Source organism: Achromobacter sp. NPDC058515 (genome assembly GCF_042721735.1).
Taxonomy (GTDB): Bacteria; Pseudomonadota; Gammaproteobacteria; order Burkholderiales; family Burkholderiaceae_B; genus Achromobacter.
In genome coordinates, this window is the sequence record NZ_JBHXNI010000012.1 from 180,305 (window position 1) to 204,734 (window position 24,430).

General features: G+C 62.8%; 24 protein-coding genes and 1 tRNA gene. 16 read left to right on the forward strand and 9 right to left on the reverse strand.

Translation table 11 applies throughout. The features are described 5' to 3' along the window. Positions 1-741: a FadR/GntR family transcriptional regulator gene (locus tag ACFWP0_RS20765; RefSeq protein ID WP_377845190.1), complete on the reverse strand. Its 741-nt coding sequence runs from the start codon at positions 739-741 to the stop codon at positions 1-3. Positions 742-976: 235 nt separating this feature from the next. Then, on the reverse strand, positions 977-1,243 hold the full coding sequence (locus tag ACFWP0_RS20770) for a hypothetical protein (protein WP_377845192.1): 267 nt from the start codon (positions 1,241-1,243) through the stop codon (positions 977-979). Positions 1,244-1,413: 170 nt separating this feature from the next. Here ACFWP0_RS20770 and hemN point away from each other — a divergent pair, with 170 nt between their 5' ends. After that, entirely contained in the window at positions 1,414-2,844 is a 1,431-nt protein-coding gene (hemN, locus tag ACFWP0_RS20775; protein WP_377845193.1) for an oxygen-independent coproporphyrinogen III oxidase, read from the forward strand. A gap of 39 nt (positions 2,845-2,883) precedes the next feature. On the opposite strand, the gene ACFWP0_RS20780 is transcribed toward hemN, so the two are convergent. Continuing rightward, positions 2,884-3,627, reverse strand: a complete 744-nt coding sequence (locus ACFWP0_RS20780) for a response regulator (protein WP_377845195.1) — start codon at positions 3,625-3,627, stop codon at positions 2,884-2,886. A gap of 539 nt (positions 3,628-4,166) precedes the next feature. Here ACFWP0_RS20780 and thrS point away from each other — a divergent pair. The 6 genes from thrS to ptsP all read left to right on the forward strand — a co-directional run bounded on the left by thrS (position 4,167) and on the right by ptsP (position 10,433). Further along, positions 4,167-6,119, forward strand: coding sequence for a threonine--tRNA ligase (gene thrS / locus ACFWP0_RS20785; protein ID WP_377845196.1), 1,953 nt, complete (start codon positions 4,167-4,169; stop codon positions 6,117-6,119). A 20-nt stretch (positions 6,120-6,139) separates the two neighbouring features. Further along, the gene (gene infC / locus ACFWP0_RS20790) at positions 6,140-6,694 is read left to right on the forward strand and encodes a translation initiation factor IF-3 (RefSeq protein WP_081534364.1); all 555 of its coding nucleotides are present in this window, start codon (positions 6,140-6,142) and stop codon (positions 6,692-6,694) included. Between the two features lie 156 nt (positions 6,695-6,850). Further along, positions 6,851-7,822 (forward strand): glutathione synthase, encoded by a 972-nt coding sequence (gene gshB / locus ACFWP0_RS20795; protein WP_377845198.1) that lies wholly within the window; start codon positions 6,851-6,853, stop codon positions 7,820-7,822. A gap of 18 nt (positions 7,823-7,840) precedes the next feature. Next, a complete protein-coding gene (locus tag ACFWP0_RS20800) occupies positions 7,841-8,242 on the forward strand; it encodes a PTS sugar transporter subunit IIA (RefSeq protein ID WP_377845199.1) in 402 nt (133 codons plus the stop codon). A gap of 108 nt (positions 8,243-8,350) precedes the next feature. Then, a complete protein-coding gene (locus tag ACFWP0_RS20805; protein ID WP_006387993.1) occupies positions 8,351-8,620 on the forward strand; it encodes an HPr family phosphocarrier protein in 270 nt (89 codons plus the stop codon). Beyond that, positions 8,556-10,433 carry a phosphoenolpyruvate--protein phosphotransferase gene (gene ptsP, locus ACFWP0_RS20810; RefSeq protein WP_377845202.1) on the forward strand — a complete coding sequence of 626 codons (1,878 nt, stop codon included), beginning with the start codon at positions 8,556-8,558 and terminating at the stop codon, positions 10,431-10,433. Before ACFWP0_RS20805 ends, ptsP begins: the two co-directional genes overlap by 65 nt. 100 nt (positions 10,434-10,533) lie before the next feature. On the opposite strand, the gene amt is transcribed toward ptsP, so the two are convergent. Then, complete coding sequence (gene amt, locus ACFWP0_RS20815) at positions 10,534-11,772, reverse strand: ammonium transporter (RefSeq protein WP_377845203.1); 1,239 nt, start codon at positions 11,770-11,772, stop codon at positions 10,534-10,536. Positions 11,773-11,800: 28 nt separating this feature from the next. Next, the gene (locus tag ACFWP0_RS20820) at positions 11,801-12,139 is read right to left on the reverse strand and encodes a P-II family nitrogen regulator (protein ID WP_006218735.1); all 339 of its coding nucleotides are present in this window, start codon (positions 12,137-12,139) and stop codon (positions 11,801-11,803) included. A gap of 718 nt (positions 12,140-12,857) precedes the next feature. Between ACFWP0_RS20820 and ACFWP0_RS20825 the strand changes: the two genes are divergently transcribed. From ACFWP0_RS20825 to ACFWP0_RS20865, 9 genes are all read left to right on the forward strand, one after another. Continuing rightward, positions 12,858-13,109 carry an accessory factor UbiK family protein gene (locus ACFWP0_RS20825; RefSeq protein ID WP_377845205.1) on the forward strand — a complete coding sequence of 84 codons (252 nt, stop codon included), beginning with the start codon at positions 12,858-12,860 and terminating at the stop codon, positions 13,107-13,109. A gap of 126 nt (positions 13,110-13,235) precedes the next feature. Then, positions 13,236-14,765: a YifB family Mg chelatase-like AAA ATPase gene (locus ACFWP0_RS20830; protein WP_377845207.1), complete on the forward strand. Its 1,530-nt coding sequence runs from the start codon at positions 13,236-13,238 to the stop codon at positions 14,763-14,765. A 345-nt stretch (positions 14,766-15,110) separates the two neighbouring features. Next, positions 15,111-15,308, forward strand: coding sequence for a 50S ribosomal protein L35 (gene rpmI, locus ACFWP0_RS20835; RefSeq protein WP_006218740.1), 198 nt, complete (start codon positions 15,111-15,113; stop codon positions 15,306-15,308). Positions 15,309-15,325: 17 nt separating this feature from the next. Then, positions 15,326-15,685, forward strand: coding sequence for a 50S ribosomal protein L20 (gene rplT / locus ACFWP0_RS20840; protein ID WP_006218741.1), 360 nt, complete (start codon positions 15,326-15,328; stop codon positions 15,683-15,685). Positions 15,686-15,762: 77 nt separating this feature from the next. Then, positions 15,763-16,785 (forward strand): phenylalanine--tRNA ligase subunit alpha, encoded by a 1,023-nt coding sequence (gene pheS, locus ACFWP0_RS20845; RefSeq protein ID WP_377845209.1) that lies wholly within the window; start codon positions 15,763-15,765, stop codon positions 16,783-16,785. 13 nt (positions 16,786-16,798) lie between these two features. Further along, positions 16,799-19,216, forward strand: coding sequence for a phenylalanine--tRNA ligase subunit beta (pheT, locus tag ACFWP0_RS20850; RefSeq protein ID WP_377845210.1), 2,418 nt, complete (start codon positions 16,799-16,801; stop codon positions 19,214-19,216). 3 nt (positions 19,217-19,219) lie between these two features. Then, complete coding sequence (locus tag ACFWP0_RS20855) at positions 19,220-19,558, forward strand: integration host factor subunit alpha (RefSeq protein WP_377845212.1); 339 nt, start codon at positions 19,220-19,222, stop codon at positions 19,556-19,558. Between the two features lie 58 nt (positions 19,559-19,616). Beyond that, positions 19,617-20,051, forward strand: a complete 435-nt coding sequence (locus tag ACFWP0_RS20860; protein ID WP_377845213.1) for a MerR family transcriptional regulator — start codon at positions 19,617-19,619, stop codon at positions 20,049-20,051. Between the two features lie 230 nt (positions 20,052-20,281). Then, positions 20,282-20,358: transfer RNA gene (locus ACFWP0_RS20865), tRNA-Pro, on the forward strand. Between the two features lie 273 nt (positions 20,359-20,631). Here ACFWP0_RS20865 and ACFWP0_RS20870 read toward each other — a convergent pair. The 4 genes from ACFWP0_RS20870 to ACFWP0_RS20885 form a co-directional block, all read right to left on the reverse strand. Then, entirely contained in the window at positions 20,632-21,345 is a 714-nt protein-coding gene (locus tag ACFWP0_RS20870; RefSeq protein WP_377845215.1) for a Crp/Fnr family transcriptional regulator, read from the reverse strand. 156 nt (positions 21,346-21,501) lie between these two features. Then, the gene (locus ACFWP0_RS20875) at positions 21,502-22,812 is read right to left on the reverse strand and encodes an MFS transporter (protein ID WP_377845217.1); all 1,311 of its coding nucleotides are present in this window, start codon (positions 22,810-22,812) and stop codon (positions 21,502-21,504) included. A 101-nt stretch (positions 22,813-22,913) separates the two neighbouring features. Next, complete coding sequence (locus ACFWP0_RS20880; RefSeq protein WP_377845219.1) at positions 22,914-23,210, reverse strand: hypothetical protein; 297 nt, start codon at positions 23,208-23,210, stop codon at positions 22,914-22,916. A 267-nt stretch (positions 23,211-23,477) separates the two neighbouring features. After that, entirely contained in the window at positions 23,478-23,642 is a 165-nt protein-coding gene (locus ACFWP0_RS20885) for a Tn3 family transposase (RefSeq protein ID WP_377845221.1), read from the reverse strand. Positions 23,643-24,430: the final 788 nt, after the last annotated feature.

The window sequence follows — 24,430 nt, forward strand, 5'->3', positions numbered from 1 at the left end:
TCAGGTATCCGGGCGGATGCCGTGATCGTCGCCGAAGTCTTCGCGCAGCCGCGCCAGGATGCCGAGCAGGTGCGCGTGCATGGCATGGCGCGCGCGGATCGGATCGCGCGCCAGGATGGCGGTCAGGATGCGCTGGTGCTCGGCGTGGGCCGCGGCCCACACCTTGGTGTCGACGAAGTAGTCCTGCATGCGGCTGTACACCGAGCTGGATTGGGTCAGGTTCCACAAATGCGCCACCGTGGCCGCCAGCGCCGCGTTGCCGCAGGCCGCGGCGATGGCGCTGTGGAATTCGCGGTCATGCCGGCCAGGAGCATCCGTCAGGGACATGCCTTCGTGCGCCTCGCGGATCGCCGCAAGCTGGGCGGGAGTGGCCTGTTGCGCGGCCATGCCGGCGCACTCAGGCTCGATCATCAAGCGGGCTTCCAGCAGGTCGAAGGGGCCGATGTCGTCCTGCCCGTGCGCCGGGCTTGCGGGCGCGCCGAATGCGCTTGCGAACGCGGCGCCTTCCTTGGCGGCGACGAATACGCCGGTGCCGACGCGCACTTCGACATAGCCTTCGATCTCCAGCGCAATCAAGGCCTCGCGGATCGACGCGCGGCTGACCTGCAGTTGCTCGGCCAGTTCTCTTTCAGAGGGCAGCCGCCGTCCGCGGGGGAAGTCGCCCGCCCTGATCCTGCCGGCGATCTGGTCGGCGATCATGCGGTACAGGCGGGTGACGGCAACGGCTTGAAAGGTGCTCATCGGCGGCGGGCAATACGATTTATGGCCTAGTGGTCAGGCCACCAATATAGGCATCTTGGCATTGAAATAGAAGGGAAATCAGGGAGATTCAGGGAAAACGATGAGAGGGATTTCACCTCTTTCCGTCTGGTGGTCAGGCCAGTTAGGCGATGGCGATCCACGAAGAGAATGCCCGTCCGCAGCTTGCGCCGTGCGGTGCGCCCCGGACGCCGGCAGCGGGCGTCCGGGGCGGGGCTTACTGCGCGTCGTCGTCCGGTTCGGGCGTTTGCGTAAAGGCGCGCACCAGGCGAGCGATGCCGTCCAGTTCATCGTGTGCGCCGGCCACCCATTCCGGCTTCTCGAACGGACTGTCCGAGGGGGCTTTGTCGAGGTTTGCCTTCAGGTCGTCGAGAAGCTCCAGCGCCATGTCCGTGGCCTGGGGGCTGCTGCGGGTGGATAGGGCGATGGCGATGGCCAGCGCTTGGCGCAAGGCCAGCAGGCGGCCGTCCAGTTCAGTGTCCATGGATGATTCCTTGTTTTTCTTCATGAATGCACGCATTTTAAGGGCCGGAGCCACGGTCCGTCGCGGCGCCTTCCGATGCCTCAGCCTCGCCCCGCAGGCAGGCCTGCTAAGCGCGCAGGGTTTGCGCAAGATCAAGGTGGGCGGGCCGGCACGGGCGAATAATTCAGGGTATGCAAGCCGCCCTACGCCCACTCTCTCCAGAATCGCCGGCGCCCGCCGCCGCCGAGCCGTTTTTCCCTCCCCAGTTGTTGGCCAGGCTGGACAAGAATGGGCCGCGGTACACCTCGTACCCCACGGCGGACCGATACCACGGCGGTTTCGGCGAGCAGGACTACCGGCTGGCGCTGCAACAGCGGCGCGCGGCGAGTCCGGCGGAGCCGCTGTCGCTCTACGTCCACATTCCCTTTTGCGAGTCGGTCTGCTACTACTGCGCCTGTAACAAGGTAGTGACCCGCCATCATGGCCGCGCCGCCCGCTACCTGGACGCCTTGGCGAGCGAAATCGCTCTGCACGTGCGGGAATTGGGGCAGGGCGTGCCGGTATCGCAACTGCATTTCGGCGGGGGCACCCCGACTTTCCTGTCCGACGAGGAACTCGCCCGCCTCATGGGAGACCTGCGCGCCGCCTTCCGCTTCGAGCCGGACGCCGAACTATCCATCGAAGTGGACCCGCGCACGGCGACGCCCGAGCGCCTGGCCTACCTGCATCAATTGGGCTTTAACCGCCTGAGCTTTGGCGTGCAGGATTTCGACAAGCGGGTGCAGGTGGCGGTGCATCGCGTGCAGTCCTTCGAGGATGTGCGCGCGCTGATGCAAAGCGCCAGGTCGCTGGGCTATGCATCGATCAACATGGACCTGATCTACGGCCTGCCCTTGCAGACCACGGAATCCTTTGCCCGCACGATCGAGCAGGTCATCGCGCTGCGGCCCGACCGCATCGCCCTGTATGCGTACGCGCACCTTCCCGAACGGTTCAAGCCCCAGCGGCGCATCAGCGAGGCGGATTTGCCCGACCGCGCCACGCGCGTGGGCCTGCTCAGCGGGGCCATCGACGGCTTCCTGAAGCAGGGCTATACCTACATCGGCATGGATCATTTCGCGTTGAACAGCGACGCGCTCGCCATTGCCAAGCAGCGCGGCGAATTGCATCGCAATTTCCAGGGCTACAGCACCCAGCCCGACCGCGACCTGGTCGCGCTTGGCGTCTCCGCCATCGGCCGCATCGGCAACACCTACGGCCAGAACGCCAAGGTGCTCGACGAGTACTACGCCGCCATCGAGGGCGGGCGGTTCGCCGTCGAGAGGGGGCTGGCGCTGAATCCCGACGATCTGGTCCGGCGTGAAGTCATCATGGACATCATGTGCCAGGGACGCGTGGATTTTGCCCGGATTGAGGCGCGCCATGGCCTGCGCTTTGGCGACTACTTCAGCCGCGAGCTCTCCCAGATGGCGAACCTGGCCGAACTGGGCCTGGTCAACCTCAGCCCGGAGGCGGTGCAGGTGACCGGCCTGGGCTGGTATTTCGTGCGGGCGGTCGCCATGGCCTTCGACGGCTATCTGGGCGCCGCGGGCAGCGGCGCCAGCTACTCCCGCATCATCTGATTTCCTGGCTAGGGCAGGGCGCCGCCGGGCGCGGCGCGGTCATTCGGCGAATTTCTCGCGCAGGTACAGCGCCAGCGACAGATCGTCGGACAGTTGCAGTTTGCGCATGGCGCGGCGCTTGTGCGTGCTGACGGTCTTTTTGCTGCGCACGAGCCGGGCCGCGATCTGCGTCACGGAAAGTCCCTGGCTGATGTGGCGCAAGATCTCGACTTCCGAGGCGGTGAGCAGGGCATGCGGGGGCGGTGGCAGCAGGGAGCGGATCTTGCCTTCCTGGACGGACAGGAACGGGGCATTGCCGCTGGTCACCCCGCGGATCATGTCCGGCAACAGGATCATGCCCCACTGCTTGGCCAGATATCCGTTTGCGCCCGCGCGGTATGCGGCGTACTGGGTCTCCAGCCGGTTGCCCGCTGAAAACGTGATGATCGCCATGTTGGGGTGATAGCGGCGCAGGCGGCGCAAGTAATTGACGCCATCCCAGGGTTCCAGCGGCAGGTAGAAATCGATCAGCGCCACTTCGCAGGGGGTGTGCTCCAGCTTTTCGAGCAGCGCCCGGGCCGAGGTCTCGCGGTGAACCAGCTGAAAGCCGGGGCGGCTTTCCAGATAGGCGCCAACCCCCAGCGCCACCACGGGGTGGTCGTCCAGGATGGCGACCCTGATGACCGGGGGCGGGCGCGACAACAGCAGGTGCTGGCGCGCGCCCGCGGCGTGCGCGGAGGCGCCGCCGCGCTGGTGGGGCGAGGGGAGAGACGCCTTGCTGGCTGGCGCTGAAACAGGTTTCATCGTTGCTCCACAAGCGGATGAATGGAACGGGGCGATAGGGATCGCCAGCGGATGGAGCCGCCGCGCACGTCCCGATCAGTCCGAAATTTTCGAGGGCAGATTACGTTTTCGAACGGCTGTGCGGACATGAAATGAGCCAAAATCAGACCATTGCACCCTTGGCCTGACATATAAGGGGGAAAGGCCGGCAGCCGCAACCTGGCTCGGCAATAGCAGCCGGAGTGTGGCGCTTTCACCACGGGAAGAGCGCAAATGGTGCTACAATCGGCAACGATAAGCGCAACCGAGGTTGCGTCACATTGATTCGCGTTCGCCTCGGACGCGTACCAACAGGCTCAAACACCATGTTTTTCCCGCTGGCACGAACTACGACCCGGAACTTTCGCCCTATGTCGCGTTAGTTTTTCGTGCGTCGGGTTTCACCGTGTCAGGTCAGCGGTAGAACTCAGCAAGACAATCAAATGAACGCGGCTCTCAAGCCGCGTTTTTCGTTTCCGTTTTTCGTTTTTTAGTCCCAAAAACCCCAGGAAGCACTCCCGATGGTACAGATCACATTGCCCGATGGTTCGCAGCGCCAATATCCGGGGCCGGTAACGGTCGCCGAAGTGGCGCAATCGATCGGTACGGGCCTGGCGAAGGCCGCCTTGGGCGGCCGCGTGACGGTCGAGGGCGCGGAATCCAAGCTGGTCGACACCAGCTTCCGCATCGAAGGCGATGCCCGCCTGGCGATCGTGACCGCCAAGGACGCGGACGGCCTGGACCTGATCCGCCACTCCACGGCCCACTTGCTGGCCTATGCCGTCAAGGAGCTGTTCCCGGACGCCCAGGTCACCATCGGCCCGGTGATCGACAACGGCTTCTACTACGATTTCTCGTACAAGCGCCCCTTTACGCCCGAGGATCTGGCCGCCATCGAAAAGAAGATGGCCGAACTGGCCAAGAAGGACGAAGTGGTCACCCGCGAAGAGTGGTCGCGCGACGACGCCGTCGAGTTCTTCAAGGGCATCGGCGAAAAGTACAAGGCCGAGATCATCGCCTCGATTCCGTCCAACGAGCCGCTCAGCCTGTACCGTGAAGGCGACTTCATCGACCTGTGCCGCGGGCCGCACGTGCCGTCCACGGGCAAGCTGAAAGTCTTCAAGCTGATGAAGGTGGCGGGCGCCTACTGGCGCGGCGACAGCAAGAACGAGATGCTCCAGCGCATCTACGGCACCGCCTGGGCCACCAAGGAAGAACAGGAAGCCTACCTGCACATGCTGGAAGAGGCCGAGCGCCGCGACCACCGCAAGATCGGCCGCGAACTCGAGCTTTTCCACTTCCAGGACGAGGCCCCCGGCCTGATTTTCTGGCATCCCAAGGGCTGGGCCCTGTGGCAGCAGGTGGAGCAGTACATGCGCTCCGTCTACCGCGAAAACGGCTACCAGGAAGTGAAGGCGCCGCAGATCCTCGACATTTCGCTCTGGAAGAAGACCGGCCATTGGGACAACTACCGTGAAAACATGTTCACGACGGAGTCCGAAAACCGCGTCTACGGCCTGAAGCCCATGAACTGCCCGGGCCATGTGCAGATTTTCAACGCCGGCCTGCATTCCTACCGCGAACTGCCCCTGCGCTACGGCGAATTCGGCCAGTGCCACCGCAATGAGCCCTCGGGGTCGCTGCACGGCATGATGCGGGTGCGCGGTTTCACGCAGGACGACGGCCACATTTTCTGTACCGAAGACCAGCTCCAGGACGAATGCGCCGATTTCACCGCGCTGCTGCAGAAGGTTTACCGCGATTTCGGCTTTACCGAGGTGCTGTACAAGGTCGCCACGCGTCCTGAAAAGCGGATCGGCTCTGACGAAGTCTGGGACACGGCCGAGGCCGCCCTGATGGAAAGCCTGCGCCGCACCGGCTGCGAATTCGAGGTTTCGCCCGGAGAAGGCGCTTTCTACGGCCCCAAGGTGGAGTACACCCTGAAGGACGCTATCGGCCGCCACTGGCAGTGCGGTACGATCCAGGTGGACTTCTCCATGCCCGTGCGCCTGGGCGCCGAGTACGTGGACCAGAACGACCAGCGTCGTCCGCCTGTCATGCTGCACCGCGCGATCCTCGGGTCGCTGGAGCGTTTTATCGGCATGTTGATCGAAAACCACGCCGGCGCCATGCCTCCTTGGCTCGCTCCGGTGCAGGCTGTCGTATGCTGCATTTCCGAACCTTCGGCCGATTATGCGGCTGAAATCACGCAAAGCCTGAAAAAACAAGGCTTTAGAGTAGAGTCCGATTTGCGCGGTGAAAAAATCACTCGTAAAATTCGGGAGCACAGCCTGCAAAAGGTGCCGTACATTCTTGTCGTCGGCGACAAGGAGAAGCAAAACGGCACCGTAGCCGTACGCGGACTGGGTGGACTGGACCTTGGCGCCATCGCATACGACGAGTTCGTCGCGCGACTGTCCGAGGACGTATCCACCCGTCGCGACGTCAATCAACCTGATAGCAGCGCTGCTTAACATTTCTAGGAGCTTTCAACATCGCCACTGAAAAAGCCAATCGCATCAACGGTGAAATCCGCGTCCCCGAGGTGCGCCTGATAGGTCTGGAAGGAGAACAGCTCGGCATCGTCAAGATCGCCGACGCGTTCCGTCTTTCCGAGCAAAGCGACGTGGATCTGGTGGAAATCGCGCCGAACGCCGAGCCGCCGGTCTGCCGTTTGATGGACTACGGTAAGTTCAAGTACCAAGAGCAGAAGCGCCAAGCCGAAGCTCGTTCCAAGCAGAAGGTCATCCAGGTCAAGGAAGTCAAATTCCGTCCGGCCACCGACGAGGGCGACTATCAGGTCAAGCTGCGCAATCTGCGCCGCTTCCTCGAGGAAGGCGACAAGGCCAAGGTGACGCTGCGCTTCCGTGGCCGCGAAATGGCTCACCAGGAACTCGGTATGCGGGTGCTTGAACGTGTGCGCGACGATCTGCTGGAACTTGCCCAGGTCGAAGCCATGCCGAAGCTCGAAGGCCGTCAGATGGTCATGGTGCTGGCGCCGAAGAAGAAGGCCGTGCCCGCTGCGGGCAAACCTGAATCGGCCGCCTGAGCTCCAGCCGTAGCCTCTCCAGGGAGGCTTAGCCGCTTTTACGACCCGCCGTGTCCGTTGCGTGACCGGCGGGTTCGCTTATTGGGCGGCTCTGCGCTACGATGTCACAAAGCCGCCTTCCCGCCAGGGGAGGCGGCGTCCGTTCAGGGTGCCGCGATGCATGTTTTGTTCATTTTGGATCCCTTGCCGCTGCTCAAAGCGTACAAGGATAGTTCTGTCGCCATGATGCGTGCCCTCGTGGCGCGCGGCCATACGCTTAGCGTGGCCATGCAGGGCGACCTCTACATCGAGGGCGGCACGGTCAAGTCCGTGACCACGCCGATCGAGCTGGCGCCTGACGCCGACCTGCACGGCCACGAATGGTGGCGCGAGTCCGCCGCCCGGGATCTGCCGCTGGCCGATTTTGGCGCCGTCGTCATGCGCAAGGATCCGCCGTTCGACATGGAATACGTGTATTCCACGCACTTGCTCGAATACGCCGAGGCGCAAGGCGCCCGCGTGTTCAACAGCGGCGCGGCCATTCGCAACCATCCCGAAAAGCTGGCCATCACCGAAATCAGCGAGTTCACCGCGCCCACGCTGGTGACCCGCAACATGGCCCGCCTGAAGGCTTTCCACGACACGCACCACGACGTGATCGTCAAGCCGCTGGACGGCATGGGCGGCACCGGCGTGTTCCGCCTGCAGCCCAAGGACCCGAATCTGAACGCCATCCTGGAAACGTTGACGGACAATGGCGCGCGCACCATCATGGCGCAGCGCTTCATCCCCGACATCGTCAAGGGCGACAAGCGCATCCTGCTGATCGGCGGCGAGCCGGTGCCGTATTCGCTGGCCCGCATCCCGCTGGCCGGCGAAACCCGCGGCAACCTGGCCGCAGGCGGACGGGGCGTGGCGCAGGAACTGTCGCCGCGAGACCGCGAGATCGCCGAAGCCGTGGCCCCCAAGCTGGCCGCCCGCGGCCTGCTGCTGGTTGGCCTGGATGTCATCGGCGACTACGTCACCGAAGTCAATGTCACCAGCCCCACCTGTTTCGTAGAAATTGCCGAACAGACCGGTTTCGATGTCGCAGGCATGTTCGTCCAGGCGCTTGAAAAAGCCGTGGCGGCAACTGCCGTCGCGGCCTGACCTCTCAGGATTCCTGTCATGACCACGGGTATTGTGATCGTCGTGCATGCGCCCCTGGGCGCGGCGATGCGCGAATGCGCCAGCCACGTCATGGGCAACCTTGACGGCATGCTGGCCATTCACGATATCCAGCCCGAGGATCGTCCCGACGATCTGGCGCCGGACGTCCTGAAAGACATACTCGGCCAGGATCACGGCGGCGGCGTGCTGGTGCTGACGGACCTGATCGGCGCCACGCCCGCCAACATCTCCAAACGCGCCGTCGCGGACGCCCAGGCACAGGGCATACAGTGCTGCGTGCTTGCCGGCCTGAACACCCCGATGCTGCTGCGGGCGTTGACCTACCGCAATCTGCCTTTGGCCGAAACGCGCGAGAAAGCCTTGGCTGGCGGGGTGCAGGGCGTCCTGCGTGTAGACTGACGGGCGGGAATTTGCCCTATTATGTCGGCTATTATTTCAAGCCGAAGAGCGGTCCGACGATTTGCTGCACTCAACACTGCGGCGTTAGCCGCGGTCATAATATTTCCTATGCCTAATACAGACATTGTCATCAGCAATAAACTGGGTTTGCACGCCCGGGCTGCCGCCAAGCTGACGCAGCTTGCGAGCAAGTTTTCCAGCGAAATCTTTATTTCGCGCGGCGCGCAGCGCGTCAACGCCAAGAGCATCATGGGGGTCATGATGCTGGCGGCCGGGCTGGGAGTGACGGTCAAGCTGGAGGCTTCGGGCAGCGATGCCGAGCAGGCCCTTTCCGAAATCGAAACATTGTTCGACAGCAAATTCGGTGAGCAGGAATAGAGTTTCTTCTGAAGCAGCCGGTCCGAGCCCAGCTCGGGCCGGCTCGTCTACGACCCTCATCGACGCTCGCGACGGGGCTGGCTCTGCCAGCCCCGTTGTCTGTCTATATGGCAAGGGCGTCGCCAAGGGATACGCAATCGGACGCGCCGTCGTCATGGGCGCCGCGGCGCTGGAAGTGGCGCACTATCGCATCTCGGCCGAGGATGTGCCCGCTGAGAGCAGCCGGCTGACCGAGGCCCTGGCGTCGGCGCAGCACGAGCTGCTGCAGCTGGCCGACACCTTGCCGGCCGACGCGCCGCGCGAGCTGGGCGCCATGCTCAACGTGCACAGCCTGCTGCTGGGCGATCCGCTGCTTGCCGAGCAGACCCTGGCCCTGATCGCCGAGCGCCACTACAACGCCGAATGGGCGCTGACGACGCAGGGGCAAATCCTGGGGCAGCAGTTCGACGCCATGGAGGACGAGTACCTGCGCGAGCGCGGGGCCGACGTGCGCCAGGTCATCGAACGCGTGCTGCACGTGCTGGCGGGCACCTCGGCGATCCTGCCAGACATGTCCCACATGGGCGGCGACGATGCCCTGGTGGTCGTGGCCCACGACATTTCACCGGCCGACATGCTGCGCCTGCGCGGCGGCCGTTTCGCGGCCTTTGTCACCGACCTGGGCGGCCCGACCTCGCATACCGCGATCGTGGCGCGCAGCATGGGCGTGCCCGCCGTGGTCGCCATGGGGAACGTGCGCGAGCTGGTCCGCGACGGCGACATGCTGATCATCGATGGCGCGGCCGGCGCCGTGGTGGTCAATCCGTCCGACCGCATTCTCCAGGAATACCGCCGCCGGCAAGCCGCCTATGCGGACGAGCGCGCGGAACTGGGCCTGTTGCGCGACGAGCCGTCCATCACGCTGGACGGCATCGACATCGTCCTGCATGCCAACATCGAGCTTCCGGACGAGGCCGCGCTGGCGCTGGCCTCGGGCGCGCACGGCATCGGGCTGTTCCGCAGCGAATTCCTGTTCATGGGGCGCCCGGACCTGCCGGGCGAGGAAGAGCAATACGAGGCGTATGCCTCGGTCGTGAAGGTAATGGCCGGCAGGCCTGTCACGATCCGCACGCTGGACATCGGTTCCGACAAGACGCTGGATGGCGAGGCCACCGTGGCCACCAACCCCGCCTTGGGGCAGCGCGCCATCCGCTATTGCCTCGCCCGTCCGGAAATGTTCGCGACGCAGCTGCGGGCCATCCTGAGGGCCTCGGCCCATGGGCCGGTGCGCTTGCTGATCCCGATGATCGCCCACATGCATGAAGTGGTCGCGACCAAGGCGGCCATCGAGGCCGCCCGGCGCGAGCTGGACGCGCGCGGGCAGGCCTATGCGCCCCACATGGAAGTGGGCGCGATGGTCGAGGTGCCCGCCATCGCGATCGCGATCGAGCCCTTCGTCCAGGCCCTGGATTTCCTGTCCATCGGCACCAATGACCTGATCCAGTACACGCTGGCGATCGACCGGGGCGACCACGATGTGGCTACGCTCTACGATCCCCTGCACCCGGCGGTCCTGCGCCTGGTCGCCAACACGATCAACGCGGGCGAGCGGGCGGGCAAGCCTGTCGCGGTCTGCGGTGAAATGGCGGGCGATTCGCGCATGACCCGGCTGCTGCTGGGCCTGGGCCTGACCGAGTTCTCCATGCACCCGCAGCAATTGCTCGACGTGAAGCGCGAAGTTCGCCGGGCGCATTCCAACGCGCTTCGTATCAAGGTGGCGACGGCGCTGAACCGCGCCTTGCCCGTGGACCTGGACGCGCTGGGCCCGGCCTGATTCGATAGGGCCAGGCAAGAAAAAGGCGCCCGGGTTTATCGCCCGGGCGCCTTTTTCTTGCCTGGCCCGCTGCGCTGAGGCAACGGGCAGGGCACTGCTTTTAGCTGTGATAAGCCGATTCGCCGTGGCTCGTGACGTCCAGGCCTTCGCGCTCCTGGTCTTCCGGAACACGCATGCCGCACAGGGCGTTGGCGATCTTGTAGGCGATCCAGGCAACCACGCCGGACCAGACGATGGTGAGCAGCACGCCTTCGAGCTGGACCCACAGCTGGTGGGCGATCATGCCGGGTTCGGCCAGTCCGGGGCCGCCGAAGACCTGGGCGTTGAACACGCCGGTCAGCAGCGCGCCCACGATACCGCCCACGCCGTGGATGCCGAACACGTCCAGCGCGTCATCCGCGCGCAGCAGGCGCTTCAGGCCGTTCACGCCCCAGACGCAGACCACGCCGGCAACCACGCCGATGATCAGTGCGCCCACGGGGCCAACCAGGCCGGCGGCGGGGGTAATGCCGACCAGGCCGGCGATCGCGCCCGAGGCGGCGCCCAGCATCGAGGGCTTGCCCTTGATGGCCCATTCCGTGAACAGCCAGGCCAGTACGGCGCCCGCGGTGGCGATCATGGTGTTGAAGAAGGCCAGGGTGGCGTTCTCGTTGGCTGCAAGCGCCGAGCCGGCGTTAAAGCCGAACCAGCCCACCCACAGCAGGGCGGCGCCCACGAAGGTCATCGGCAGGTTGTGCGGCTGCATCGCTTCGCGGCCGTAGCCCACGCGCTTGCCGACGACATAGGCGCCGACCAGGCCAGCCACGCCGGCGTTGATGTGCACCACCGTGCCGCCGGCGAAGTCCAGCGCGCCTTGGGCGTTCAGCAGGCCCGGCGCCGTTTCCGACGCGAACCACACCATGTGCGCAATCGGCACGTAGGCGAACGTGAACCAGATCACCGTGAACACCAGGACCGCGGAGAAGCGGGCGCGTTCGGCGAAGCTGCCCACGACCAGCGCGCAGGTGATGCCGGCGAACGTGGCCTGGAAGGAGGCGAACAGCAGCTCGGTCAGCGTGTTCGACATGGCGAACTTGCCGTCAGCCGGCGTGAACATGCCAGAGAAGAAGGCGCGCGACAGGCCGCCGAAGAACGCGTTGCCCTCGGTGAACGCGAGGGAGTAGCCGTAGATGAACCAGAGAACCAGGCCCAGCACGAACGTGCACAGCACTTGCAGCAACACAGACAGCACGTTCTTGCTGCGTACCAGGCCGCCATAGAACATCGCCAGACCGGGTACGGCCATCATCAATACAAGTAAGGTAGAGACGAGCAACCAGGAGATATCTGCTTTATCCATTTTCAGGCTCCATTGAGTCTTTATTTATTTACAGCGCAGCTTCGCCAGCTTCACCCGTTCTGATACGGATAACTTGTTCCAGGGGCGCTGCAAAGATCTTGCCGTCGCCGATCTTCCCGGTACGGGCGGCTTGTTCGATCGCTTCGATGACCTGATCGACAAGGTGGTCGGGTACGGCAGCTTCGACTCGCAGCTTGGGCAGGAAGTCGACGGCGTATTCCGCGCCGCGATAAAGCTCGGTGTGGCCTTTCTGGCGGCCAAATCCTTTTACTTCGGTAACTGTCAGGCCCTGGACGCCGATCCCGGATAGAGCCACCCGCACTTCGTCGAGCTTGAAGGGCTTGATGATGGCGATGATGAGTTTCATGGCATTTCCTCTCATGGTTGCACGTTGGCATCTTCATTCAAGCAAGTTTCATGCCATGTCGGCCGGCACCCGCTGCGAGGGAAAAGGGCGCAGTAATTGTGCGTGCCTGCACCGATATGGTGCGGCATGCACCAAGCATCGGCCTCAATGTGGTGCGTGCAACGAAAAAAGTGAGGAATGCAACGAAATATGTTTCAGGCTTGGGATTTGTAGCGAGTTGATGCTACGGCTGTTGCGGTTTGTATAGGCGCGCGAGCGCGCAGCGGTCCTGGCCATCGCCGCGCCGTGCCGCGCATAGCGTTGCGGGCCGGGCCTGAGGAGCCGGTTGGCGTTTTTTTACGCGCCGCCAGACCGGCGGCCAAGCTGCCCAAATTGGGGTGCGAGCCTGATACGGGGGTTTACACGGATAAGCTTGTTGGCCCGGGTAGGGTGAAGAAGAATCGATACCAGATCTACGCATTCAGGCTCGATCCGCGACAAGCCGCAAGTGGCGGGGCAATGCAGGCAAGTCGTCGGACCGGTTCGCGCTATCGGCAAACCCGCAAGGGGTGCCCTGTAATGATGTTGGTAGGGGGCTGCTGTCATGGCAGCCCGGTTTTCTCCTGTGCTTTGATGGGCGGTCACCGCATGCGGCCCGCCCTTTTTTTTTGCCTGTTTCTCCTGAAACATATCGTCCGACGCACTACACTGGGGGCATCAAGAACACCGTGAGGCCGTTATGAACAATCGCACCCAGTGGATGGAAGACATCCAGAAGAATATCTCCGACCTGATCGCCCGCAGCCCGGCCGCGGATGTGGAACGCAATGTGCGCGCAATGATGACGCAAGCGTTTTCCAAGCTGGATCTGGTCAGCCGCGAAGAGTTCGACGTCCAGGCAGACCTGCTTGCCCGCACCCGCGCACGGGTGGATCAACTGGCTGCCCAGGTGCAGCAACTGGAAACGCGCTTGTCCGCCCTGGACAAATAAGCGCCGCTCTCCGCGCTGCGCGCATCTTCAAGATGGCGTTGCGCGGGATGGTTTTGTCACGGCCGCGTCTGCGGCCGTTTTTCATTTGCCGATACTAGCGGTTCCCGTACCTCTTCGGAGACCGTCTTGACGCTTGCCGTTCTTGCCAGCAGGGCCCTGTGCGGCATGCATGCCCACGCGGTCCGCGTTGAAACGCATCTGGGGTCGGGGCTGCCCAGCTTCAATGTGGTCGGCCTTGCCGACACCGAGGTGCGCGAGAGCCGCGAACGCGTGAGGGCGGCCATCATCAACAGCGGGTTCGAATTTCCGGCGGGCCGCATTACCGTCAACCTGGCGCCGGCCGACATGCCGAAGGAATCGGGCCGCTTCGACCTGCCCATCGCGTTGGGCCTGCTGCTGGCGTCCGGCCAGTTGGCGCCGCCCTCCGATGGCGGCTGCCCCGGGCCGTCCGCGCCGGATCCGGCGCTTGTCCGCCTGGTCCTCGCCGGCGAGCTGTCCTTGACCGGCGCCCTGGTGCCCGTCGCCGCGCCTCTGGTTATCGCGCTGAGCGTCGCCCGCGAAGCGCCCGATGCCACGCTGATCCTGCCCGCCGGCAGCGCCGAGCAGGCGGCCTGGGTGCCGGGCCTGCGGGTGCTGTCGGCGCGCAGCCTGGCCGATGTGGCCGCGCACGCGACCGGCGCCTGCCTGCTGCCGGACGCCGTGCCCAAAGCTTGGCCGGAGGCCGCGCCGATCCCCTGTCTGTCGGACGTGCGGGGGCAGCCCGGGGCGCGGCGGGCGCTGGAGGTGGCCGCGGCAGGCGGCCACAGCTTGCTGATGGTGGGCCCGCCCGGGGCGGGCAAGAGCATGCTGGCGGCCCGCTTGCCGGGCCTGTTGCCGCCCCTGGCGCGCAGCCAGGCGCTGGAGGCCGCGGCCGTGGCGGCGCTGGCCGGCGTGCCCGACGCGCTGATGGGCCAGCCTCCTTTCAGGGCGCCGCATCATTCGGCCTCGGTGGCGGCCCTGGTGGGCGGTGGCGGGCGGCCGCGCCCCGGCGAGATCAGCCTGGCGCATCACGGGGTCCTGTTCCTGGACGAATTGCCGGAATTCAGCCGCCGCACGCTCGAAGCGCTGCGCGAACCGCTGGAGGCGGGCAAGGTGGTCATCGCGCGGGCCCTGCAGGCCGCGCAGTTCCCGGCCAGATTCCAGCTGGTCGCCGCCATGAACCCCTGTCCCTGCGGCTGGCGCGGCCATCCGGCGCGCGCCTGCGCCTGCACGCCCGACCAGGTGGCGCGCTACGTCGGCAAGGTATCCGGCCCCTTGCTGGACCGCATCGACCTGCACGTGGCCCTGCCTCCATCCGATCCCGAATGGATGAGCGCTCCACCGGGCGAGGCGTCGGAGCCGGTACGGGCGCGCGTGATGCGCTGCCGCGAACGTCAGCAGGCCCGGCAGGGCAAGCCCAATGCCGGGCTGGCTGGCGCCGAGCTGGACCGGTTTTGCGTCATGGACCGCGAGGCCCAGACCCTGTTGCTGCAGGCCATGCGCCGCCTGGCGGGATCCGCCCGGGCCATGCATCGGGCTCTGCGAGTGGCCCGAACGATCGCCGACCTCGATGGCGAGGACGTGCTTGCCGCCCGGCATGTCGCCCAGGCGGTGCAGTACCGGCGCCCGGGAGTATGATCCCGGGGCAGAGGGCGCTCGCGGCGCCTCATCCGCTTGCCTCACCTTCGACTCGACAAAGTGCGGGAAATCACCATATAATCAAAGGCTTTCCCGGATCTGGGCTATCTTTTTGCTCTTTTTTGGGGGGGCCTTGCGCGTGACGGCAATGCCGGCGGCGCAGGAGCAGTGCTCAGGCACTACATCTAGGCAGTACCCAGTAATACCCCAGCAATACCCCAGCAATACCCCAAGAAGTGGCAACGGGTTTACAAGTTTTGCCGTCGCGGAGGCTTTCAGCCGCCACGCGTCAAGCACCTGGCGTCATGTAAATCAACAACGAGTGTTTAAGTTTAGGGAATCATCATGCCCAAGATGAAAACCAAGAAAAGCGCCTCGAAGCGCTTTAAGGTTCGCGGCAGCGGCTCCATCAAGCGTGGTCAGGCGTTCAAGCGTCACATCCTGACCAAGAAGACCACCAAGGCCAAGCGTCAATTGCGCGGCTCCACGGCGGTTCATGAATCCAACGTGGCCTCCGTCAAGGCCATGATGCCTTTCGCTTGATCTAAGGGAGATCTACTATGCCTCGCGTCAAACGCGGCGTAACTGCCCGCGCACGTCACAAGAAAGTCATTGCCGCCGCCAAGGGTTACCGTGGCCGCCGCGGTAATGTGTTCCGTATTGCCAAGCAAGCAGTCATGCGCGCTGGCCAATACGCCTACCGCGACCGTCGTAACAAGAAGCGCACGTTCCGCGCTCTGTGGATCACGCGTATCAACGCCGCCGTCCGCGAGCATGGCGTTAGCTACAGCGTGTTCATCGCTGGCCTGAAGAAGGCTTCGATCGAACTCGACCGCAAGGTCCTGGCCGATCTGGCCGTGCGCGACAAGGCCGGCTTTGCCGCCATCGTGCAGCAAGCCAAGGCTGCCTTGGCTGCCTGATCGCGCGCTTTAACTCATCGCGCATCGCTGCAAACGGGGCTGTAATAGCCCCGTTTGCGTTTTGAAGGCTGGATTTCATGACTCGATTGGTTGACGACCTGGTCTCCCAGGCGCAAGAACGGTTCGCTGCGGCTACGGATGCCGCCGCGCTTGAGAACGCAAAGGCTCGCTTCCTGGGCAAGGAAGGCGCACTGACGGTGCTGCTGAAAGGCCTGGGCAAACTCGATCCCGAGCAAAAGCGCGAGGCGGGGGCGCGGATCAATCAGGCCAAGCAAAAGATCGAAGAGCTCCTGAACGATCGCCGCGCCGCCCTGGCGCAGGCTGAACTGGATGCCCGGCTGGCATCCGAAACCATTGACGTTACCCTCCCGGGCCGCGGTCGCGCGCCGGGCGGCATCCATCCGGTGATCCGGACCTGGGAACGCGTGGAAGAGATCTTCCGCTCCATAGGCTTCGATGTGGCCGACGGCCCCGAAGTGGAAAACGACTGGACCAATTTCACCGCTTTGAACAACCCGCTGGATCATCCGGCGCGTTCCATGCAGGACACGTTCTACGTCGACATGAACGACGCCGACGGCCTGCCGCTGCTGCTGCGCACGCACACCAGCCCCATGCAGGTGCGCTACGCCCGCATGAACAAGCCGCCCATCAAGGTCATTGCGCCTGGGCGCACCTATCGCGTCGACAGCGACGCCACGCACTCGCCCATGTTCCACCAGGTGGAAGGGCTCTGGATCGCCGAGGACATCTCCTTTGCGGACCTGAAGGGCGTGTATACCGATTTCCTGCGTTGCTTCTTTGAAAGCGACGATCTCGTCGTGCGTTTCCGTCCGTCTTTCTTCCCGTTCACGGAACCGTCCGCCGAAATCGACATGATGTTCACCTCGGGCCCGAACCGCGGCCGCTGGCTGGAAATCTCCGGCTCCGGCCAGGTGCACCCGCAAGTGGTGCGCAACTTCGGCCTGGATCCCGAGCGCTACATCGGCTTTGCCTTCGGTTCCGGCCTTGAGCGCCTGACCATGTTGCGCTATGGCGTGAACGACCTGCGCCAATTCTACGAAGGCGATTTGCGCTTCCTGCGCCAGTTCAACGAATAACAGACGGCTGATCATGCAATTTCCCGAATCCTGGCTGCGTACGCTGGTCAACCCTCCGATCGCAACCGACGAACTCGCGCACCGGCTCACCATGGCCGGCCTGGAAGTCGAAGACACCGTGCCCGCCGCGCCCGCCTTCACCGGCGTGGTGGTGGGCCATATCGTCGGCATTGCTCCTCACCCTGACGCGGACAAGCTGCGCGTCTGCCAGGTGGACGACGGCTCCGGCGAGCGCCTGCAGATTGTGTGCGGCGCGCCCAACGCCGCCGCCGGCCTGAAGGTGCCGCTGGCCCGCGTGGGTGCGGAACTGCCTGGCGGCATGAAGATCGGCGTCGCCAAGATGCGCGGCGTCCAGTCGTCCGGCATGCTTTGCTCGGCCCGCGAACTGGGCCTGTCGCAAGACCACGCCGGCCTCCTGGAACTGCCGGCCGACATGGTTCCCGGCCAGTCCATCCGCGAAGCGCTGGATCTGGACGACACGCTCTTCACGCTCAAGCTCACGCCCAACCGCGCCGACTGCCTGTCCATCCTGGGCGTGGCCCGCGAAGTCGCAGCCCTGACGGGCGCGCCGCTGTCGGTGCCCACGGCTGTCGCCGTGCCCGTGACCCTGGACGAGCGCCTGCCGGTCAAGATTGAAGCCCCCGATCTGTGCGGCCGTTTTGGCGGCCGCGTGATCCGTGGCGTGAACGCCCGGGCCGCGACGCCCGAATGGATGAAGACGCGCCTGGAGCGCGCCGGCCAACGTTCGCTGTCGGCGCTGGTGGACATCTCCAACTACGTCATGCTCGAACTGGGCCGCCCGTCGCACGTGTTCGACCTGGACAAGATCGGCGGCGGCATCAGCGTGCGCTGGGCGCATGAAGGCGAGACGCTGGAACTGCTGAACGGCCAGACCGTCACGCTGGACCCGAAGGTCGGCGTGGTCGTCGCGGGCGAGCAGGTCGAAAGCCTGGCCGGCATCATGGGCGGCGAAGCCACCTCCGTGACGCTGGATACGCAGAACATCTATCTGGAAGCGGCGTTCTGGTGGCCGCAGGCCATTGCCGGCCGCGCGCGCCGCTACAAGTTCAGCTCGGAAGCCAGCCATCGCTTCGAGCGCGGCGTGGACTACGCCAGCATTCCGGAACACCTTGAATTCATTACGCGCCTGATCGTCGACATCTGCGGCGGCCAGGTGGGTCCCGTCGATGACCAGATCGTCAATCTGCCTCAGCGTCCCGCGGTGCGCATGCGCCTGGCGCGTTGCCATCGCGTGCTGGGCGTGCCGGTCACGCAGGAGCAGGTCGCCAAAATCTTCGGCAGCCTGGGCCTGGAATTCACGGTCGAAGGCGATGACTTCATCGTCAGCCCGCCGTCGTACCGTTTCGACCTGGAGATCGAGGAAGACCTGATCGAGGAAGTGGCTCGCATCTATGGTTTCGAGAGCATTCCCGACGTGCCGCCGATGGCGCGCGCCAAGATGTTCTCGCAGCCCGAGATCCGTCGCGGCGCGCATGCGCTGCGTCGCCTGACCGCCGCGCAGGATTACCAGGAAGTCGTCAACTACAGCTTCGTCGAAGCCGATTGGGAACGCGACTACGCGGGCAACGACACGCCCGTCCGTCTGGTGAACCCGATCGCCAGCCATCTGTCGGTCATGCGTTCCAGCCTGATCGCCGGCCTGGTGGCCAACATCCGCCACAACGCCAACCGCAAGCAGTCGCGCGTGCGCCTGTTCGAGCTGGGGCGCGTGTTCATGCGCGACGACGCGGCGCAAGACGGTCCGCTGGAAGTGGCGGGCGTGCGCCAGCCGATGAGGCTGGCGGGCGCGGCGTGGGGGCCGGCGCTGGAAGAGCAGTGGGGCGTGGCGACGCGCCAGGTGGACTTCTTCGACGTGAAGATGGACGTCGAGGCGCTGTTTGGCGTCCGCGGCCGCCGTCTGCGTTTCGAGACCGCCGCGCATCCCGCGCTGCATCCCGGACGCAGCGCGCGCATCGAACTGGACGGCCGGCAGGTGGGCTGGATCGGCGAGCTGCACCCGCGCTGGGCGCAGCAGGCCGATCTGGCGCAGGCGCCCGTCGTCTTCGAGCTGGACGTGGCCGCGTTGTCGGAAGGCGAACTGCCGCAGGTGCGCGAACTGTCGCGTCAACCCGTGGTGGTGCGCGATCTGGCGCTGTGGGTCGATGCCCACGTGTCCACCCAATCGATGCTGGATACCGTCGCCGCGGCCGTCAAATCGGATGCGCAGCTGGCGGTGGTGCAGGACGCGCGCGTGTTCGACGTGTGGCGCGAGAAGCCCCACGGCGGCCAACCCGTCACCGAGAAAAGTCTTGCTTTCCGTTTCTGGCTACAGGACACTGAAGTCACATTGGACGAAGCACGTGTGGCGGATTGCCTGGCACGCATCAAGGATGCTTTGGTCAGTGCGCACGGCGCGCGCCAGCGTGCTTGAACCATGGGGACTAGTATGCTTGTCGAGCAACGCACCCTGACCAAGGCCGAGCTGGCCGAGCTGCTCTTCGAGCGGGTCGGCCTGAACAAGCGCGAAGCCAAGGACATCGTCGATACGTTCTTCGAGGAGATCCGCGACGCTCTCGCGCGCGGTGATTCCGTCAAGCTCTCGGGCTTTGGCAATTTCCAGGTGCGCGACAAACCGCCGCGCCCTGGCCGCAATCCCAAGACCGGCGAGACCATTCCCATCGCCGCACGCCGCGTGGTCACCTTCCACGCGAGTCAGAAACTCAAGAGCGTAGTCGAGCAGGCGGCGCCTGCCGCACCCGACGCCTCGGAGTGATACGTTTTGTCGGTAATTGTTATCGGCGCCCGACGTATCGCGCGCATAAAATCCGCTTATGACACGTACTGAATCCACCGTTACCCTACCGCCCATTCCCGCCAAGCGCTACTTCACCATTGGTGAGGTCAGCGACCTGTGTGGCGTCAAGCCTCATGTATTGCGGTACTGGGAACAGGAGTTCACGCAGCTCAAGCCCGTGAAGCGTCGCGGCAACCGCCGCTACTATCAGCATCACGAAGTGCTGCTGATCCGCCGCATCCGTTCCCTGTTGTACGAGCAAGGCTTCACGATCAGCGGCGCGCGCAATCGCCTGGGCGATGCGCGCGACGTCCCGCACGATCAGGATGCCGCAGTGCGCCTGTCCGGCGCCGAGATGCAATCCCTGCGCAACGAGTTGAGCAACGTTTCGACGATGCTCGCCGAAGCGCTGGGCAATTCCGTGAACACGCCGGCCGCAGCAAGCGCCGGCCACTCGGGCCCGGCTTTCTGAGTCGAGCGCATCGCGCTTTACTGTTCACGATTCATTGCTTGAAAGCAGTACCTGCGGCGCACGGCCTTGCGGTCATGCGCGCTGCAGCATCGGTACCATGCGCCTCGCGCCGCTTCGCATGCAACTAGTGCGAACGACGAACACGAGGCGCAAAATTTTTTGAGTATTCAGCACTTTTTTTGCGCCAATGCGTGCAAACAATTTTTTGTTCTGCTATACTCTTTTTCTTTCGGGGCGTAGCGCAGCCTGGTAGCGCACTTGCATGGGGTGCAAGGGGTCGCGAGTTCGAATCCCGCCGTCCCGACCATAAATACAGCAGTAAAGAACAAGGGCTTACACGCTTCGGCATGTAGGCCCTTTTTCTTTGCTGGGTAGCCTAAGAAGTTCTTGGCGATCTCAAACAGTTGGGGCGATCTCAAACAGTTTGGGCGCCGCTGGCGTCATAAGCATGGCCAGCACCTATAGTCGTACTGCTGCCCATGTCGCGCAATGGTTCAATGTGGCTAGTGAGCGTGTTTGGGGTCAAGACCCAGCAGCGATCGCATGCCCGCGAAGCGATCAGGCGCGCGCCCCTGTTGGCTCATTGCCGTGCGGTCGCCGGCCTGGCGGCCAGGTAGTTTTCGAGTTTGTCGATATCGTGGACGACGACGAGACGCCCATTTACAGTCACCAAGCCAAGAGCGGTCAATTCCTTGAAATATCTGGACAGGGTCTCCGGGGATAAATTCAAACGAGCAGCGATGATGTTCTTGTTGACCGAAAGTTCGATCTTGGCCGTCCGCAAGCTATTGGGCGGCAACAGCCTGATGAGATAACTTACCAGGCGCGCCGCCGGGGGTTGAAGCGCATAGGCCTCGATATCGCCGACGATGCCCCTTACGCGCTGGGATAAGCTTCCAAGCATTGCCATGGCAAAGTCGCTGTCGGATTTTAATAATGCGGCGATGGCGTCTCGGGGGACATACAGAAACAACGAATCCTCTATGGCATCCACGTTCATGAAGTAGCTTTCGCCATTGAACATGGTGATATCGCCAAAGCATTCGCCGGGACCCATGATCTGAATTGGCCTGTCCGCTCCATGCCACGAAAGCAGCGACATCTTGATACGGCCATAGACGATCGCGTGGAACCCTTCGCAGCGGTCGCCTTGACGAAACAATCGCACTTTGCGGTTTGCGTATATTTTCTTTACGGATTTCGCAAGTGCGTCCAGGTGTTGTTGATGGACCTGCCGGAAAAGCGGGACATTTCGTAGTAGGCTGGTGTCAATTGGATTATGAATGAAGTCCATAGTTCGCGCCTGATCCTCTCTATTCGCGCCTGATCCTCTCTACTTGGAAACGACGATACTTCATTACCGATTCGGCTTTTTTACGATTCGGCAGGTGCGAATTCTCCCAGGCTCTTCGCAAGCAGGCAAAGGCCATCGAGTGATTGAAAGAACCGATTACGCTTTTTGGGTCTGCTTGTAGTCCACCAGCATGATGGTGGCGGCCGCGATCACCCCGGGCACAGCGATAGCGAGGAAATTCTGCCAAAGCGGGAGTTGGATGTTGACGAGCAGGCCAATGATGATCGGAGAGCTCATCGCCCCGATACGCCCGATACCGAGCATGAGGCCGACCCCCATGGAACGGATTTCTTCAGAATAGAACTGAGCTGCATAGGCACTGGTGACGATCTGCGTCCCTATTGTTGCTGCGCCGGCGAATGCGACCACGAGAGACAGCGCATCATCGGACAGGCCGAACCCCATGGCAGATATGACGACCGCCGCCATCAAGTACATCAGCGCCAAGACCACGTTGATACGAAAGCGATCCGCAAGCCATCCCCCGCCAACAGCTCCTGCGATCGCGCCAAGATTGAGAATGAGCACAAAAGTCAAAGCAGAGCCCAGGTTATGACCAGCTTCCTTGAGAAGCGCCGTCAGCCAGGTACTTAAAGCGTAGACCATGAATAGGCTGAGGAAACAGGTTGCCCCGAACATTGCCGTGCTGAAGCCTCTGCCTTCCGTAAAAAGCGTTCTGAACGAAGCCATGCTGGACCGATTAGTGACCGGTATAAGTAGATCATCATCAACTCTTGGCGAATAGGCCGGCGAAATGCGCTTCAAGACCCCTTGCAGCTCCTGGTAACGCCGCTTTCTCTTCAAAAAAGCAGCCGACTCAGGAAGCCCTCTCCAAATCATTGGGATCAAAAGGACCGGTGCTGCGGCGGCAATAAAAACGGACTGCCAGCCATAGGCTTCAATGAAACTCTTGCCTGTTACTGCCGCCAGAATCCCACCAATGGCATATCCACTGAACATGATGGATACGAGCGTGCTACGCAGGCGCAGCGGGGAGTATTCAGTCATGAGCGCGATGACGTTCGGCATCACGCCACCGATACCCAATCCGGCAATGAAGCGAAGTAGGCTGAATGAGAGCGCGTCCTGCGCAAGGCCCGCGGCCGCGGTAAATACGCTGAAAACCGTAACGCAGAAAATAATTGTCCGCCTTCGACCGAACTGCTCAGCCAATGCGCCGAAAACGACATTGCCGAACATCATGCCGAACAGTGCAGAGCTGGCCATCAGGCCGGCCATCGTGCCTCCAATATTCAGTTCGGCCATCATTGTGGGAAGTGCGACGCCGACCACGGCCAGATCGTACCCGTCAAAGATGATTACGAGCCCGCACCAGAATAACAGCGTGCCATGGAAGGACGAGAACCGCGCCTTTCCAATCAGCTCTTTTACGTCAATTTGTCTCACGAACGTTCCTCCCATTTGCGAAAATAAAACGGCGCACTGACTGCTCAATGCGCCGATTCCCCTGGTCGTAACGGGCTTTCGCGGTTCAGCTTAATCCAGACTTACATGTCAAGCCAAAGCGCATCATCGCCACTGGCGAAAACTCCGGCGGGCGCCGTCGGAATTTTCCCCTTTTCCGTATCGGCGACTACCTTGCGTTTCGTGGTTTCGAACTCATTCAGATCTTTCATACGTGAAATCAGAATGACTTCCCCAATGGGACCGCCTGCCCGGATCTTTACCTCGGAGGCAATGCCGTAGTTTTTCTGAATGGCTTCAGCTCGTGCTTTGAAATAAGCCAACGCCTCGGATTGTTTGCCGCTATTCGGGCGGCCAGTACGGGTGTATACAATGCTCATGGTAGTCTCCGATTGAATTTTCGATTTACGTTGGTCTCGGATCGCACGGCTCTCCGAGGTGGTCAACATTTGTGAGCGTACTGGCGCATGCTCTATATTTGAATGGCGGTCCTTGATTGCAATCAAGAAAAATCGGAATATTCGGATAGCGGTGAAAAACAATGAAAATTTGGCCAAATTGGCCGAGGCGCTTGCTACTTGTGCCGGACGCCGCACCCTGGGGCCAGAACAAGATTTGTTCCCGCAGGCACACTAAGCTGGAACGAATCATGAGGTGAACAGTTCTTCGATCGCGAGGGTGGCGTGGTGGTCGAGCATGCCGTCGAGCACATAGACGGCCTCGCGTTCGGCCGTGCGGATCGGCAGGATGCTGAAGTAGCCGTCTTGATCGGAGAAGCCGCTGTAGGATTCTCGTGCCCGGCTTGCTGCCATCGTGGAGATTGGCGCCGCCGCGCCTGCGCGCCATGGCCCGGTGATTGACCGCTCGGGTAGAGGTCTGCCAGATGCGAGTCTGGTAGAAGCCTATCTCGCGACGCCTTATCCTTAGTGCGGAATTCGCCGGGGAAGCAGCATGTCGTAGGGCGCTTTAAATTCGCAAGACAACGCGTGCTGCAGATGATTTCACTCGCTTGCAAGTGCTGGGCCTGTACGTCCTAAACGCCATTGCACCATAAAATTCTGACCTGTCAGATATCTTGCGGCGGTCGAGAGATTTATCGTCACGGCATACAAGTCTTCTGCCAAGAGACCTGCGGTCTCCCAGTGGTTATCGCATCGGTTCTTTTACTTGTCTAGGTATCGTGTTTCAACTCCTCCCTGGCCGTCACGTTCGCGGCGTGCGCCTCACATGGCACACCGCAGCCCGCAAAACGCATCCACGCCGATGCGCGCCTTCAAGAGTATGTAATTTGTCTATTCGCGTATTCAAAATTTGAATTCTGCGCGCGACGAGTTTCTACTCCACAATTACAAGCTACTAAATCAAGCAGACATTTGTGGCCTGGAACATCATCGGCCGCATTCTCTTGCTGTTCATACGCGCCCGGAAGGATTATCGCTGGCACTCCGGTCGCTTAGGATGCGACATGCCCCGATTATCCGATGTGCGTTTTACCTTTACCCCGTCCGCCGCTGGCGTGGACTTCGAGGTGCTCGAGTTCACGCTCGACGAAGCCTTGTCCGAGACATTTCTACTGCGCGTGGAGCTATCGAGCTTTGAT

What these genes read in the sequence shown, in the direction of transcription:
- ACFWP0_RS20765 (WP_377845190.1), bottom strand. Translation starts at nt 741, where the DNA reads ATGAGCACCTTTCAAGCCGTTGCCGTCACCCGCCTGTACCGCATGATC.
- ACFWP0_RS20770 (WP_377845192.1), bottom strand. Translation starts at nt 1,243, where the DNA reads ATGGACACTGAACTGGACGGCCGCCTGCTGGCCTTGCGCCAAGCGCTG.
- hemN (WP_377845193.1), top strand. Translation starts at nt 1,414, where the DNA reads ATGCAAGCCGCCCTACGCCCACTCTCTCCAGAATCGCCGGCGCCCGCC.
- ACFWP0_RS20780 (WP_377845195.1), bottom strand. Translation starts at nt 3,627, where the DNA reads ATGAAACCTGTTTCAGCGCCAGCCAGCAAGGCGTCTCTCCCCTCGCCC.
- thrS (WP_377845196.1), top strand. Translation starts at nt 4,167, where the DNA reads ATGGTACAGATCACATTGCCCGATGGTTCGCAGCGCCAATATCCGGGG.
- gshB (WP_377845198.1), top strand. Translation starts at nt 6,851, where the DNA reads ATGCATGTTTTGTTCATTTTGGATCCCTTGCCGCTGCTCAAAGCGTAC.
- ACFWP0_RS20800 (WP_377845199.1), top strand. Translation starts at nt 7,841, where the DNA reads ATGACCACGGGTATTGTGATCGTCGTGCATGCGCCCCTGGGCGCGGCG.
- ACFWP0_RS20805 (WP_006387993.1), top strand. Translation starts at nt 8,351, where the DNA reads ATGCCTAATACAGACATTGTCATCAGCAATAAACTGGGTTTGCACGCC.
- ptsP (WP_377845202.1), top strand. Translation starts at nt 8,556, where the DNA reads ATGCCGAGCAGGCCCTTTCCGAAATCGAAACATTGTTCGACAGCAAAT.
- amt (WP_377845203.1), bottom strand. Translation starts at nt 11,772, where the DNA reads ATGGATAAAGCAGATATCTCCTGGTTGCTCGTCTCTACCTTACTTGTA.
- ACFWP0_RS20820 (WP_006218735.1), bottom strand. Translation starts at nt 12,139, where the DNA reads ATGAAACTCATCATCGCCATCATCAAGCCCTTCAAGCTCGACGAAGTG.
- ACFWP0_RS20825 (WP_377845205.1), top strand. Translation starts at nt 12,858, where the DNA reads ATGAACAATCGCACCCAGTGGATGGAAGACATCCAGAAGAATATCTCC.
- rpmI (WP_006218740.1), top strand. Translation starts at nt 15,111, where the DNA reads ATGCCCAAGATGAAAACCAAGAAAAGCGCCTCGAAGCGCTTTAAGGTT.
- rplT (WP_006218741.1), top strand. Translation starts at nt 15,326, where the DNA reads ATGCCTCGCGTCAAACGCGGCGTAACTGCCCGCGCACGTCACAAGAAA.
- pheS (WP_377845209.1), top strand. Translation starts at nt 15,763, where the DNA reads ATGACTCGATTGGTTGACGACCTGGTCTCCCAGGCGCAAGAACGGTTC.
- pheT (WP_377845210.1), top strand. Translation starts at nt 16,799, where the DNA reads ATGCAATTTCCCGAATCCTGGCTGCGTACGCTGGTCAACCCTCCGATC.
- ACFWP0_RS20855 (WP_377845212.1), top strand. Translation starts at nt 19,220, where the DNA reads ATGGGGACTAGTATGCTTGTCGAGCAACGCACCCTGACCAAGGCCGAG.
- ACFWP0_RS20860 (WP_377845213.1), top strand. Translation starts at nt 19,617, where the DNA reads ATGACACGTACTGAATCCACCGTTACCCTACCGCCCATTCCCGCCAAG.
- ACFWP0_RS20870 (WP_377845215.1), bottom strand. Translation starts at nt 21,345, where the DNA reads ATGGACTTCATTCATAATCCAATTGACACCAGCCTACTACGAAATGTC.
- ACFWP0_RS20880 (WP_377845219.1), bottom strand. Translation starts at nt 23,210, where the DNA reads ATGAGCATTGTATACACCCGTACTGGCCGCCCGAATAGCGGCAAACAA.
- ACFWP0_RS20885 (WP_377845221.1), bottom strand. Translation starts at nt 23,642, where the DNA reads ATGGCAGCAAGCCGGGCACGAGAATCCTACAGCGGCTTCTCCGATCAA.